The 15,487-nt window shown below is 43.3% G+C and carries 8 protein-coding genes and 1 rRNA gene; 5 read left to right on the top strand and 4 right to left on the bottom strand.

All coding sequences use genetic code 11. From position 1 onward, the window contains the following. Positions 1-31: 31 nt before the first annotated feature. Positions 32-628 carry a ribonuclease HII gene (gene rnhB, locus OO016_RS00045; RefSeq protein ID WP_266009909.1) on the bottom strand — a complete coding sequence of 199 codons (597 nt, stop codon included), beginning with the start codon at positions 626-628 and terminating at the stop codon, positions 32-34. Positions 629-845: 217 nt separating this feature from the next. Here rnhB and OO016_RS00040 point away from each other — a divergent pair, with 217 nt between their 5' ends. The 3 genes from OO016_RS00040 to OO016_RS00030 are packed head-to-tail and all read left to right on the top strand — an operon-like array spanning position 846 to position 6,210. Then, positions 846-3,851: a SusC/RagA family TonB-linked outer membrane protein gene (locus tag OO016_RS00040; protein ID WP_266009907.1), complete on the top strand. Its 3,006-nt coding sequence runs from the start codon at positions 846-848 to the stop codon at positions 3,849-3,851. A gap of 10 nt (positions 3,852-3,861) precedes the next feature. Next, positions 3,862-5,364 carry a RagB/SusD family nutrient uptake outer membrane protein gene (locus OO016_RS00035; RefSeq protein ID WP_266009905.1) on the top strand — a complete coding sequence of 501 codons (1,503 nt, stop codon included), beginning with the start codon at positions 3,862-3,864 and terminating at the stop codon, positions 5,362-5,364. 12 nt (positions 5,365-5,376) lie between these two features. After that, positions 5,377-6,210, top strand: a complete 834-nt coding sequence (locus OO016_RS00030) for a hypothetical protein (protein WP_266009903.1) — start codon at positions 5,377-5,379, stop codon at positions 6,208-6,210. A 596-nt stretch (positions 6,211-6,806) separates the two neighbouring features. On the opposite strand, the gene OO016_RS00025 is transcribed toward OO016_RS00030, so the two are convergent. From OO016_RS00025 to OO016_RS00015, 3 genes are all read right to left on the bottom strand, one after another. Further along, entirely contained in the window at positions 6,807-7,490 is a 684-nt protein-coding gene (locus tag OO016_RS00025) for a hypothetical protein (RefSeq protein WP_266009901.1), read from the bottom strand. A 94-nt stretch (positions 7,491-7,584) separates the two neighbouring features. After that, positions 7,585-8,304: a hypothetical protein gene (locus OO016_RS00020; RefSeq protein ID WP_266009900.1), complete on the bottom strand. Its 720-nt coding sequence runs from the start codon at positions 8,302-8,304 to the stop codon at positions 7,585-7,587. Beyond that, positions 8,301-12,650 (bottom strand): thrombospondin type 3 repeat-containing protein, encoded by a 4,350-nt coding sequence (locus OO016_RS00015; protein ID WP_266009899.1) that lies wholly within the window; start codon positions 12,648-12,650, stop codon positions 8,301-8,303. The genes OO016_RS00020 and OO016_RS00015 overlap by 4 nt, the downstream gene beginning before the upstream one ends. Before the next feature lie 192 nt (positions 12,651-12,842). Between OO016_RS00015 and OO016_RS00010 the strand changes: the two genes are divergently transcribed. Continuing rightward, positions 12,843-14,831, top strand: coding sequence for a putative porin (locus tag OO016_RS00010; RefSeq protein WP_304608056.1), 1,989 nt, complete (start codon positions 12,843-12,845; stop codon positions 14,829-14,831). 332 nt (positions 14,832-15,163) lie between these two features. Further along, positions 15,164-15,487: ribosomal RNA gene (locus tag OO016_RS00005) — 16S ribosomal RNA — on the top strand; the annotation flags it as partial.

Genomic DNA, 15,487 nt, shown 5'->3' with positions numbered 1-15,487 from the left:
ATGGGCAAGTTGTTTTTTGGGAAATTACGCTTTAGAACTCCAGTTCCAATTGTTCCGGAAGCAGGCGAAAGCTTTTTCGGTGATATTCACATGGGCCATATTTCCTAATGGCTTCCCGGTGGGCTTTTGTTGGGTATCCTTTATTATTGATCCACTGATACATCGGATATTCCAGGTGTATCTGTTCCATATATGCGTCCCTGGCTGTTTTCGCCAGGACGGAGGCTGCAGCGATATGCAGAAATTTACCGTCGCCCTTAACCACACAGGTATGGGGTATATTCTCGTAGGGTTTGAACCTATTCCCATCTACCAGTATGTATTCCGGTATATGGGCCAATTGGTCCAGTGCCATATGCATGGCTTTTATGGAGGCATTGAGGATATTGATCTTGTCTATGGTTTCCGGGAATACGTGTGCCACTGCGTAGGCAAGGGCTGCTTCCTCAAGTAAGGGTTGGATTTGCTTGCGCTGCCTTTCAGTCAGCAATTTTGAATCATTGAGGGTTTTATGGGAAAAATCCGGTTCAAGAATTATGGCTGCTGCGGTAACCGGACCGGCCAGGCAACCTCTTCCCGCCTCGTCAGTGCCTGCCTCATAGGGACTATGCAGATAAGCCTGCAACATAACTTGAATGATTTTTAAAAAATAGAATTATTGTTGATGGATAAATTAGTATTTATGTTCAAAAATTACATATACATTACAGTTTTAACGAAATTGATAAAAGACTCGTAATAATTTGTTTTTTTTTAACACAAACCCCTTCCAAGCCTCCTGTATCCTTGCATAGTTAACAATTAATTGGCAAATTTGCCGCTGACTAATTCAAAAAACTAATTAAATGAGATCAAAGCTTACGAAGGTGCTTACACCTTTATTGGTGTTTTGCGTTTCTTTTGCTTTCGCGCAAAAGACAGTTACAGGTAACGTGACAGATTCTTCTGGAATACCGTTGCCCGGTGTAGCTGTAGTGGTTGTAGGAACTTCTACGGGTACACAAACTGATTTTGATGGAAATTACTCCATTACAGTTAATGTGGGCCAGGTGTTGCGATTCAGCTACCTGGGTCAGAAAACAGTAAACCGTACTGTTTCGGCTTCCACTTCTGTTCTTAACATTAGGATGGAGGATGATGCCGAACAGCTTGCGGAAGTGGTAGTTCAAGGGTACCGAACAGCGCCCAAAACGAAATCTGCAATTGCACAGGTTACCATTTCTGCTGACGAATCTATTAAGAACCGTCCGAATGCCAGTGTTGTTCAAACCCTGTCGGGACAGGTTGCCGGTTTGAATATTACCACCACATCCGGTCAGCCGGGAGCCAACTCTTTGGTACAGTTACGTGGGGTAAACTCAATTAATGGTAACACTGAACCTCTTTTCATTATCGACGGTGCTCCGGTAGACGAGGATAACTTCAGGTCATTGAACCCACAGGACATCCAGTCTATTTCTGTGCTTAAAGATGCTGGTGCAACAGCAATTTATGGAAACAGGGGTGCAAACGGGGTTATCGTTATTAAAACACGTACAGGTAATTATGATCAGGGTTTAAGCATCAACTACACCGGTATTGCAGGATTTAGCAAGTTACCGGGCAATGATTACGATTTAATGAATTCCCAGGAACAGCTCGCTCTTGAGAAACAATTGAATAGGGGTCGTGGATCACAACTTACTGACGCTGAAATTGCTGCAGCTCCCAATTTTAATTGGGTTGACTTTTTTATCCGCGAGGGTGTAAACCAGAACCATACGCTGACCTTGTCAAGTGGTAGCTCTAACACCACACAGTTCACGTCTTTCGGTTTCTTTGAACAAGACGGTGTTGTTGTAGAATCGGATCTGAAGCGTTTTAACTTCAGAAACAATATTACAGGTAGAAGCGAAGATGGAAGATTTACTTACGGTACAAATCTGACCATTAACTATTCTATTTCTAATGAGGTATCTTCTGTAGGAACTGGAAGTATCAACAGGAACTTTCTATTGGGTGCAAATCAGTCGGTTACTTATATAACGCCTGATGAATATCCGGGATCTGAGTTGCTGGCTCAGAATTGGACTTTTGCTGATACCCCTTTACTCTTATTGGATTTTTTAAATTCCTATGAGCAAAGAGATGAGGAAGTTCGAATAGTAGCCAGTGCAAATGCCAGCTATGAAGTTGCTAAGAACTTGAGAGCCAATGTAACCGGTAGTATGGATTATATTGATACAACCTTTAATGCGCTAGAAGCTCCTGATAACTGGAATGACTTTTACTTCGGGGACGATTACAATGGTCGCCAATTTGGAGATAATGATCGCGTGTTTACTTACAACCAGGTAACTTCTTTAACTTACGACAACCAATGGGGTAAACACAGTGTTAACGTAGGGGCTTATACAGAATACTTTAAAGCTCACTTTAGAGACCTTGGATACAGACAGGAAGGTTTGGATCCCAGGACTTTTGCTTCCGGGGACGATGCGGGATGGATTCAGGATAATTCTGACAACGACTTTTTTGTTCCTATTATCAATGCTACAAAAAGGGATGCCGGGTTGTTCTCATACTTTGGACAGGCTGACTACGATTATGATGAGCGATATGGTGTAGTTGGGACAGTCCGAAGGGATGCCTCTTACCGCTTTGCAGAGTCTAATAGATATGCAACATTCTGGTCTGTAGCTGGTCGTTGGAACATCAGTAACGAGTCCTTTATGGACGGGTCTGTTTTTGATGTTTTGAAACTGAGAGCTTCTATAGGTACTGCTGGTAACCAGCGAATAACCGGAACCAGTATTTTTAGTGCTCCTGATTTAACCAGAAGTCTTTTTGCAACTGGTCCAGGATACCGGGGACAGAACGCCCTGTTTTTATCACAGATCCCAAATACCACATTGCGCTGGGAAACAGTTAAACAAACGAATATTGGTCTTGACTTTGAAGTATTCAACAGCAGGTTAAGAGGTTCGTTCGATGTTTATGAAAAGAAGACAACAGACCTCTTCCAGAGCACACCGGTATCTGCGATTAATTCAGTAACTACTTTGAATGCCAACGTAGGTTCCCTGTTCAACCGTGGAGTTGAGGTTGATTTGGATTACGATTTAATCCGAAATAAGGATATGGTGCTTACGCTGAATTTGGTCGGTAACTACAATGAGACCGAATTACAGGATCTACCAAGCGATGAAGGTGAGATTATTGGAATTGGTAGAAATGGAGGGCCGCTGGATGAATATTTTAGGGTTAGATATGCGGGTGTGAATCCTGCAAATGGTAACCTGTTGTTCCTTGATGCGGATGGTAATCTTACAGAGAACCCCAATGCTGATACTGACAGGGTATGGACGAGCAGAAACCCATACCCGGACTGGGTAGGAAGCTTTGGTTTCAATTTTGACTGGAAAGGTTTTTATGTTCAGACCCAGTTTAACTACATGTTAGGGATAGACAATTTGGATTTTGATTATTATGGTCGAATGAATCCATCTACTATTGGTCAGTTCAGGACCTCCAGAGACCTGCTGGATGCATGGACTCCTAACAACCGGGTAACTAGCGTACCAAGCCTTACAGCTTCCAACTTGAATGCTGTCGGGCAGGCAGGAGTGTCTTCAGATAGATTCTTGTTTAGTGCGGATTATGTAAGGTTAAGGTTCCTGGCTGTTGGTTACAACTTCCCTAAGAAATTTCTTGAGGGGACAGGAATCAAGAAACTTGGTTTCTTTTTTAACGGAGAGAACGTTCTGACGTTTACTAAATGGAGAGGATTTGATGTAGAGGGACTTGTTTCACAACAAAACGAATATCCTACTCCGCGAATTCTTTCACTTGGATTTGAAATAGGCATTTAAAATAATAGCAATGAAAATTAGAAAAATATATTACTTATTATTATCGCTTGTGCTCACCGTAGGTTGTGAGGATGCGATAGATATCAATCAGCCCGGACGACTTGATGCGGACAGAGCTTTTCAAACCGTTGAGGATTTAAGTTTAGGTCTGAATGGGGTATATGACGGAGTGGATTTAACTCCTGAGATTCTTTTTAACGCCATCTTTACGGATGAGCTGGCCATAGGAATCGAAAATGGAGGACAACAAATTGGGTTATATAGTTTAGTATTAAACCCATCAAGTGCCATTACCAATAATTTCTGGACCAGAAATTATGATTTGCTCAATGCAGCTAACCGGTTAATTGAGGCTGGTGATATTGTTGAGGCTGCAGATGCAGCAGAGCAATCTTTAAAGGACGAAATTCTTGGACAGGCTTATTTCCTCAGGGCATGGGGCCACTTCGAGTTGTTGTCATATTATTCAACAGATTATGCAGATGACAGTGCGTTGGCAGCGATTTTGGTTGATTTTGTTCCCACTATCGATCAGTTGTTGCTTCGAAGTACTAACGCTGATTTCTACGAATTGATCGAAAATGATTTGGATTTGGCGGAGTCATTGCTTTCTGATGATACTTCAGACCCTACTACGATCAATAAGGATGTAATTGACGCATTTAGGGCCAGAGTAGCGGCATACCGTGGTCCAGCGCATTACGCTGAAGCTGCTGGTTATGCCCAGGAACTTTTGAACAAATATCCCCTTGCTACAAGGGCTCAGTACCAGGGTATTTTTCAAGATGTAGACAATACCGAGGTTATCTTCAAATTGGAAAGAACCATTGGTGATAATTATGACAACCAGGGAACTGGTGGTACGGCTGGAGGCCATGCAGGTGGGATTTTTAGTTTTTCGGCTGCTACCCGAACAGGTGGAGCATTTTTAGAAGTGGGCAGGTCTTTGTTCAACGCCCTCGATCCTGATGATATCCGATATGATGTGCTGGTTGCTCCTGACAGTGATATAGACCCTGATTATGAGGTAAATAATAACCCTACTCTTGATGTACTGGTTGTTTATAAATACCCGGGTTCTGAAGGTGTAACCAATATGAATGACCTGAAGGTGTTCAGATCTGCTGAGATGTTATTGATTTTAGCGGAAGCATGGGTTGAAATAGGAGACCTAAACGGTGCAACAAATTCAGTTGCTGCTTTGATCAAGCAATTGAGAGATGCAAGATTTGGTACGGACACCGCCCTGCCAGTTTTTGCTAATAAAACGGAAGCTTACGGAGCAATCCTTGATGAAAGAAGGTTCGAATTCGCCTTTGAAGGTCACCGTTGGAAAGACCTTAAGCGTATGGGGCTTCGTGGAAACCGACAAGTAAGTCGTGATGCAATTGATTGTGCTATTGTTAATCAATGTAGCCTGTCACCTGATAATTACAGGTTTACATTTCCAATTCCGCAAATTGAATTTAACGCAAATCCGGACTTGCGCACGCAGCAGAACCCTGGATACTAATATTTAAATAAGATGAGACAAGTTTATAAAGCTTTAATTTTTTCAGTTATTGTCCTCTTCGCGATTAGTTGTGAGGATCTAGGTGACAATAGACTATATAATGTAGGAGATGGTTTTGTACAATTCCAGTCGACTTCTGCTTCTACATTTGAAGATGGTGACGCCATGACTATTGGAGTGCTTTTGGGCTCCGGTGAAAATAGTTCTGGTGTAAGCGTAAATTTTGACGTGATCATTGAGAGTGGCGATGCTTCCAGGTTTGAAGTTAGCCCGGCTAATGGGGTGTTGGATATTCCTGAAGGAGAGTTCACTGGAGAAATCACAATAACTCCAATAGATAATCTAGATGCGGATGGCAATGTAGTTATCCGGGTTGAGTTAAGTGAATCCAGTTCAGTTCCGGTAGGGGTTGCTGGTGAGGGTCTTGAAGGAACCTCGGCTGTTTTTACCATTAACGACAATGACTGTCCGACAGAAATTTCTGACTCCTATGGTGTTCGCGTGTTTGCCTTTGGAGCAGAAGCTCCTTCGCATACAGTAGATTTGGTTCCTGTTCCTGGAACGGATAACCAATGGACTATTACCTCTTCATGGGGTCCTGAGTTTGTGGCTTGGGCAACTGGAAGTGCTGGTTTTAGTGGCATTTATATATATCCCGGGACCATTGTTCTCAATGAAGACTTTACGGTTGACTTTATAGGAGATACTGTACCAGAAGTTGGGTTTGATTATTCTGGACCAAGTTCAGGAGTTTATTCATCCTGTGATGATCAATTCACTATTACTCTAAGTCAGAATTTATTTACTACTGCTTTTACAGTGGATATTGTAATGACTGGAATATAAATAAGAATAGATTATATTTTATTAAAAGCCCTGGAAATGTTTCCGGGGCTTTTTTATTTATAAATAGTCTCCCCTTCAATAAAATGAGCACGATGCACTATTAGATCAATAAAAGGTCTGTAAGAAAGGTGTTCAGCGGCAACTGAAAATTAATAACCTTTAAGTAGGATTAGCAATAAGCACGTAAAGTTTTAAATAAGGACCAAAAACGCAGTAGCTTTAATAAAAGGATATATTATAGTATGATACTCGGTATTTCTGGCTAATGTTTTGCATACAAAAAGTCCATAGTAGTGTGCTGTATTTTTAGTAGTAAAGCAGCAGCACTTCCCCGGAGATTAACGGCATAAGCTCATCATATTTTGAAAAGTAATTCGTTACCCCTAGTGCTAATAGACCTGAAGATACTGTTGGGACACCCTTTTACCTGAACCCTGTTGTTTAGATTGATCTTATTTCGTTTTGAGGTGCAATCATATAAACCGTTCTTATTCCTTCTCAGGTGAACTCTTAAAATATAAAATAAGAAAAAGGGTGTTGATTATATTTTATCAACACCCTTATTTTTTCCTGGCAAACAATGCCAATTGAAAGCCTTATGTTGTCTCAATCAGTTTCTGAAGCAATAAACCTACTTCAGCTTCTGTTTTTAATTTCCATTTATTCTCTTTACACAGGGCATTTGCCTTATCCTGATATTCAGCAGGTAGGGCATCAATGACCGACTTTTTACTTAATCTTACTTTTTTAGCAACACCGTCTTCCTTATACTGAAGATAGTAATTGTAATCCTTTTCAAACCTTGCGGGTTTATCCTTGGCGTAAGAGGAAGAAGCTTGTTGCGCTTCTTTTAGAATAATCTGACGTCTCTGCAGGAGTTCAAAATCCCCGTGTTGGGCAATAACACTAAAATAACCCTGTCGTTCCCGGCCTTCGTCTTCAAATTTCCTGATGGTGATTAACTCATTATTAATTCTGGCACTAATGTAATTGCGTTTCATTAATACCGTAATGCTGTTATCACTGCTTTTCATCTCGATTTGATCCCTGAAACCGTTATATCGTAATAGCGCCTTGTACGATTCGGATCCTTTAACCAGTACACTTCCGTATTTGAAGTTCTCAGTGTCATATGCTGACCCAACTACGTTCTTTGGTATACCTGACTCGTCAAGTTGATTCTGAATATAGGCAGAGGGCAGATTAACGGAGACCTGAGCATTAACGATAATAGCTTGCAATAGAATTGCTGAAAAGATGGTTTTGGATAGTAATCTCATTTTTATTTTCCTTGGGTTAATTCATAATTAATCACAAAAATCATGCAAAAAGCCAGCATTTGCAGGTTTTTAATGCAAATCTTTTGTGAAAATTTTAGTCTACACGGAATTGAAAGATTTCAGAAGTAGAACTGTTGCCCTGACTATCCCGGGTAACCACTTTCCAGTAGTAAACGTTACCTGCACTCACTGCGACATCCGGCAGACTGGTCTCTGCCGTTATGCCCAAAGAAGTTGTAGGGTCAGTATTGGTGTCCAGATATACCTCATAATCTACTATGTCGTTATCCACGTCACTTCCCGTCCAGGATAGATCTACAGATGTGATCCCGTTCAAAATGGCACCCCTTTCCGGACTGATGGCCACAGCGGGGAAGGGAGCGTAATTCTCGATACCTGGTCCCTCATTGTAAAACCTCCAGGAAGGGCTGTTGGCCGTTTCACTGGTGCCATCGGCACGGGAAACCACAAACCATTCATAGGGTGTGCCCCTGTTGAGCGTAATATTAACGCTATTGGTGTTGGAGGTAAACCTTGAAGTATTATTGGTATTCAGGTTTCTGAGATTTACCTCATAGGAATCCGTATTTTCCGATTCGTTCCACTCGAATAAAACCTGACTTTGGGTATCACTGACTACCACCCCTGTTGTGCATTCACTGTTATTTTCCGGAAAAATTAGCGTGGTTGCCCTGGGGGCAGGGACGGGATCGGGTTCCGGATCGGGATCTGACCCCGGGTTGTCACTTCCGCCGCCACAGGCTATAAAAAGTCCCGACAGCAGTAATATATTCAGTTTCACTTTCCAACTCATTTGCGCAATATTTTATAGTTCACCAGTGAACGTGCTGTACGAATATTCAGTAAGTATACCCCCTTGGCTAACCCGCCCAGGTTTAGGCTAACTTCACGATTAAGAAGAGCATATTTTTTGCTCATTACCTCAATTCCATTCAGGGTGAAGAGGGTCACTTCTACCTCTTCTAACTCATTATCACCCATGAAAATATTTAAATTACTGCCTTCCACCGGATTGGGGTATACCAGTAATTTTGAACTCAGGAAAATAGTTTCCTCGTAAGTACCCTGGCATGCCTTGTCTGTACTAACCAGTAAAGTATTTTCTATTTTGCTTAAAGGCAGCGTAATCTCACTATCCGTTGTCTGGAATACCTCATTGTTTAGTCTTATGGTATACGCCTGTCCCCCGGCAAGACTGATGATCACCTCATTATCCAATGAGCTGATCCTTGAAGAGACCGATAAATCCTCGGGTTGCGGGACATTAAGCGTGTAACAAACTTCATAATCAACCTGACCTGCTACGGTAATGCAAACCGTGTATTCCCCTGTTGAAAGTGGCGATATTTGCAAGGTTTCGGTGAAGTTAAGCGTCTCATCTGTATTAGGTCCGCTAACCGTTGCCGTATAATCCAGGCTCTGTACAGCTGTAATAGTAATACTACCATTATTGCTGTTTCTGCAGGATTCCCCAACAGTCTGAATCCTGAAGTTATCAGGGGGAAGCGTAAATATGGGGCATCCGGTTACATCAACAACTGAACCGGCCGGGGTATCATCACAGAGGTCCAGATCATTGGGCACACCATCATTGTCTGCATCCTCATCGCAAACATCTCCTATACCGTCCCCATCTGTATCTGCCTGATCCGGGTTGGCTACCAGTGGACAATTGTCGTCCACATCCAATACGCCGTCGTTATCATCGTCCTCATCACAGGCGTCACCCAGGCCGTCACCATCGGTATCGAGTTGATCAGCATTACCCACTAACGGGCAGTTATCATCAACATCGAGGATACCATCGTTATCGTCATCATCGTCGTCCTGGAAACCTTCCACCACAAAATCGTCAATTACAACCCCCTCCAGGTTTACTGAAGGATCCGAGTGAAATACAATCCGGAAAATAATATTGGGTTCATTGGTCAGGTCTGTTTCCCCGAGAGCCGCATTGGCAACGAAATCATAAGCATATTCAGTTAGAGTGGCATTAGTACCTGTCCACTGCGCCCCGGGGCAGTTCTGGCAATCGTTATCGCTTCCTGAATTTTCATTGGTACGGTCGCTGTTATACCAGTTGGGCTGACTGTTTATGCTGCCAAGCACGTTCCAGTTAGCACCATCATCCGTGGAGTACTCCACATAGACAATGTCGAAATTAGCTTCCAGGTCATATGCCATAGAAAATTTTAATACGGGTGCCAGGATGGTGGAGAACTCATAGCAATTGCTCACCAGGTAACTTTTTACCCCGTCCGGATAGTTGCCAGAAAGGTTGGTTCCATAAACCTGTGTTCCTGAAGCAGCCTGATTCAATAAAGTACCGCTTGGCACCCCACGCTCCCATAGGCCGGAATTTGGATTACCGTCGTTATAACTAATGAGATCATCGCTGGCGGATTCAAAGGTGTTCAGGGCATCCCCCACGCCAAAGGCATTGGAAAAAAAGGTCTGGCTGACCGAATTATTGTCCGAAAAAGTATCATTGGCGATGGTAGTCTCCACTTCAAGTGTAGCCGGACCTGTGTTTGCAATATTAAGGGAAGGAAGGAACAGTGTGGTAGTTTCCCCCGGGTTGAGGGTAACCGTTTCGGTAAGACTCTGATCAGCACCCCCATTTAAACGGTAGGTAATATCGATACTGGTAATAGGATTCAGTCCTTTGTTCTCCACCAGGATTTCAGGGAAAATTTCCCCGCAAAGAATTCGTTCGGTTTCGGGAATTACAGAGACTAGACGAATATCATTGTCAGGGACCTGGATGGGTATTGCCGACTTCCAGGATCCGCGACCATAGGTAGAAGCCACTATTACTTCGTCTTCCACACTTATTTCCAAATCACTTACCGCAACACTTGGTAAGTTGGTAAAATACTCTTCCCACTGAGTAAGGGATTCATTATTCTCGTTTATAAGGGTATCGTCAATACGATAAACACCCAGGTTAGTGCCAACATATACCGGGTTGTCCGTATGCCTTCCCTGATGTGCCAGGGCAAAAAAGGCCTGATCCGTAGGCAGGTTTCCGGTTATGTCTATTTCCCTTCCGGCCACGCCATTATTTACCGGGACTTTAAATACCCTTCGTGTAACGGACTGTTGGGAAGACTGGGATATGCCTGCCCGTCTTGAAGTTGCCACGTAGATGGCTGAACCGTCATTGGTGTTTATAGCAATATCCGATATCAAAGCACCTGCGTTAAAAAAGGCACTAAAGGTTTGGCCGCCGTCCGCACTGCGCTGAACAAAGGATCCCTCTGCTGCATAAATAACCTGAGGATTGTTAGGGTCTACCTCAATGTCCTCAATACCCCCATCGGTACTGGGTATGGTGTATAGTTTTTCCCATGCATTCCCGTTGAGGCGGTAGATGGCATCAAAACCAGCATAAACCTGACTGTCACTGCCAACGGCCAGGGGGGTAATCCAGTTTCCGCTTATCCTATCACCATTTTCGTCTCGTGGTGCACCAATGGTAGTCACGGATTGACCGGAATTTGTTGTAATAAACAAGACCTGGCCGCGCTGCGAAAATCCATAGGCAATGTTCGGATTGTTGGGATCAAACTCATAATCCATTCCATCTCCGCCGGTGAATATATTCCACGTATTATCATTGAAAATATAGCCCGAATTATCCTGTGTGCCGCCGGTAATCTTATTGCTATTACTCCCGGCAATGGATATCTTATAGAATTGGGTCACGGCCATATTCGATGTAACATCTGTAAAGGATGCACCGCTATCATCGGAGATATAGAGACCACCGTCTGTACCCGCATAGACATTTCCGTTTATTATTTTAAGGGTATGAATGTCAGCATGAGTATAGGCTGCATTATTGACAAACCAATTATTAAGCTTACTCCAGCTATTTCCTCCATTCAGACTCTTCCAAATGTTGAGACAGCCCATGTATAATTCATTGGCATTGGCAGGTGAAACTTCAAGAGCGAGGTCAAACCAGGCCTGGCTGGATTCCATAATGTCTGTTGTGTTTGGACTTTCTGTAAATGTTGCTCCGCTGTCTGTGGACTTGTAAAGGCCCTGGTATTCAAAATTATTATCTTCTATACCTGTATTTGCAGCAAGGATATATAGCACTTCAGGATCCGCAGGGGAAACACCCAGGACTACTCGTCCGCAGGAAGAGGGGAGAATAGGATTTACAGCATCATCCATTGGAGCAAAAGTTGCTCCCCCATCCGTTGTTTTAAAGTAGGCTGTAGCGTTTCCGCCTCCACCAATATGAGCATTCCTTACAGCATATACGGTATCAGGACTCCCCGGTTTAAGTTTAAAGTCGGAAATATAACCATTTAGTACCCGGTTCCAATTATCTCCCCCATTTGTCGTTTTATACAAACCAAAACTGGTCCCCACCCAGAGTGTGTTTGAATCTGTGGGATCCATGACGATCTCATTCATCAGGGAACTTACGCTGGTATTCGATGGATTCAGATCTGTTTGGTTCCAGGTTTGTCCACCATCCAGGGATTTAAATACCCCGATACTATAAGAATCTGCCGCATCATCATCCCCTGTGGCTATATAAATAATGTTGGAGTTATTGGGATCGATAGCAATTCCCGAAACTCCTATTTGCGGGAAATTGTCAAACAAATTGGTCCAGCTGCCGCCCGCATTGGTAGATTTCCATATTCCTCCCGCAGGTGCTCCTGCATACCATACATCCGGGTTGTTGGGGTCAACAGCAATGGCATTGATCCTGCCAGTTCCTGGCAGACGATTCCCCAAAGTCCCGGGATTAAAGGGCCCTATGGGCGACCAGTTGGCAGTGGGATTGGGTGTTTTTGCTGAGCTGGCTTTGGATTGCCAGGAATCATATAATTCCTTGGCAGTGGGCAGATTCCCATTCTGGTCAACAAAATTCAGCCAGTAGTTCTCCCAGCGCTTGTAAGGCTTATAGCCACTTCCTTTGGCACTAGGATCACGCTCTGCCCAGTAGGCATCCATCTGCTCCTTTATCTTATAAAGGTTAACGGGTTTGCCGGGAATGTTCGAATATATTCCCTGGGAACCGTCACCGGGATCCACAAATGGCTCCTGCGGATTAACCTGGCCGTAGGTTGCTATAGCGCACAGGAAAAGTGTAAGAAGTAGAACTCTTAGCATAGCATTTTTTTTGGCAGCTAAATATCAGGATTTTATCACTAATTCTCAATTTTTTGCGATCAAATACCCTGTTAAAGTGATGCTAACGGGTAACCTGTGACTTCATTACCGAGTTGTGACCGGTTCAGGCAATTAAGAGAACTTTCCTCCAGGGCTAATCAAAAAAAACTAACTTTGTTTCCGTTAAGATTTATGATGAAATATTGCATACTGCTCTTTTTTATGTTCTTTGGGATTATTCTGCTTGCCCAGGATAAACAGCCAGTTTCCAGGAAACAGTTAGATACTACCAGACTAGAAAAGTCACTGAAAAATATACCTGCTAGGCCTCAGGAAGGAGCAGAGGAGATCACCATAAAGAATTACAAGATCATTACCCATGATCGGGATACCACCTATCTGGATACCACCCTGACCATACAAAAAGAGTATCGTTATAATTATCTTCGGACAGACGATTTTGAACTCATGCCCTTTTCGAATGTGGGGCAGCCGTACAACCGCCTTGGCGCAAATCTGGACCGGATACAATTGTACCCCAGGATAGGGGCCACTGCCCGCCACTTCAATTATGAAGAGATCGAGGATATGAAGTATTACAACGTGGCTACCCCCATGACCGATCTCTTTTTCAAAACTACTTTTGAACAGGGACAATTGCTTGATGCCCTTTTGGCGGTAAATACGTCCAGGAGGTTTAATTTTTCCATTGCCTTTAAAGGCTTTCGTTCTCTGGGAAAATACCAGTACAGTCAGGCAGAGTCCGGCAATTTCCGAACCACGGCCAATTATATCACCAGAAATGGCCGTTATCAGTTCCGGGCACATATTGCAGCCCAGGACATTATTGGAGAAGAGAACGGGGGCTTATCCGAGAAAGAGTTGCAATTTGAATCGGAGGATCCACAATTTTCAGACCGGTCCAGACTGGATGTGAATTTCACCAATGCCCGTAACAAGGTTTTGGGGAAAAGGTATTACCTGGATCATCAGTACGCCCTGGTTAAGCCACAGCAGGATTCACTGGGTCGCAGGTCAACTTCTTTGACATTCGGACATACCTTTAATTACGAAACCAAATACTACCAGTTCCAGCAGGATGCCCAGCAGGACTTTTTTGGCTCCACAATTCTCAGTCCTATAGACGATAAGGCTACTCTCAAGACCTTTACTAACCAGGTTGCGGTAAATTTCAGCAATCGCTTGCTGGGGACACTTAGTGGATATGCCAGCATATACAATTACGATTACTATTTCAATAGTATTCTGATTACGGAAAACCAGACCATTACCAACAGGCTGCAGGGCGAAGAAATAAGCCTTGGCGCTCAGTATGAAAAAGCCATTGGCAATTTTAAACTAAAAGGTAACGGTTCCTATACCCTGGCGGGTGAATTGACGGATTATTTCCTTACGGCCAATGCTAATTATAAGATTAACGATAAGCACAGTATTGGGGCCAGCCTGCATGCCTCATCCCGATTGCCGGATTTCAATTATTTGCTGTATCAGTCCGAGTATGAAAATTACAACTGGCAAAACGATGCAATTTTTGATAAGGAGCAGGTGAGCAGCCTTCAGTTTGATCTCGCTTCCCAGGTATGGGGGGATCTTTCCATAAAATACAGTGTGCTCAACAATTACAATTATTTTGCCTCCACGGCAAGTTCGGAGCAAATTGAGGCTGGAACGGAGAATGCTTTTGTTAGACCGTTTCAGGCCGGCAACAGTATTAATGTGCTCAAGGTAAAATACGCAAAGGAATTCCGTTACCGAAAATGGGCGCTTAACAATACATTAATGTATCAGCAGGTAGACCAGTCCGGTAATATTCTGAACCTTCCGCAGCTGGTAACACGGAACACCCTTTATTTTTCGGATGACATCTTTAGGAAAGCGATGTATATTCAAACTGGTATTACCTTTAAGTATTTTACCAGTTATAATATGGATGCCTACAATCCATTGCTTGCAGAGTTTTATGTGCAGAACCGGGAAGAGCTTGGTGGCTTCCCCATGATGGATTTCTTTATCAACGCCAAGGTGAGACAAACGCGTATTTATTTAAAGGCAGAGCACTTTAATTCTTCATTTACCGGCAATACCTTTTATGCGGCCCCGGATTATCCCTACCGTGACTTTGTGATCCGGTTTGGACTTGTCTGGAATTTTTTCTCCTGATATACTATTTGATTTACCCTAAGTTGCTCTCTGGCTGGGGATTATTAACAGGGGTCCTCAAACTGTCAAAAAAAAATTCAGTAACAGTTGTGCAACCAAAAAAAGTCCTCTATATTTGCACCCGCTTTACGGATGAGATGATGGATGATGGGTTAGGATCTGTGGGGTAAGAATAGCAAAAGTTCATTGAAATATTGGCAGAGACAAGCGTTTTTTCGTTGGCCAATTAGTTGGTTGATGAGAAGAAGTACAAATTAGAATTATTTCCAAAACAATGAGGAGATACGGGACAGGATCTTGGATTCGGGTTCGTTAGTGATTATTATGATTTAACGATGAAGAGTTTGATCCTGGCTCAGGATGAACGCTAGCGGCAGGCTTAACACATGCAAGTCGAGGGGTAACAGGGTTTGCTTGCAAACCGCTGACGACCGGCGCACGGGTGCGTAACGCGTATAGAACCTACCTTTTACAGGGAGATAGCCCGGAGAAATCCGGATTAATATCCCATAGTAATGTTTTACGGCATCGTAAAACGTTTAAAGTTACGGCGGTAAAAGATGGCTATGCGTCTTATTAGCTAGTAGGTAAGGTAACGGCTTACCTAGGCAACGATAAGTAGGGGCCCTGAGAGGGGGATCCCCCACACTGGTACT

Origin of the sequence: Lentiprolixibacter aurantiacus (genome assembly GCF_026241225.1) — a bacterium.
GTDB lineage: Bacteria > Bacteroidota > Bacteroidia > Flavobacteriales > Flavobacteriaceae > Lentiprolixibacter > Lentiprolixibacter aurantiacus.
The sequence above is the reverse complement of the archived record's forward strand: the minus strand, read 5'-3'. Positions and strand labels throughout refer to the sequence as shown.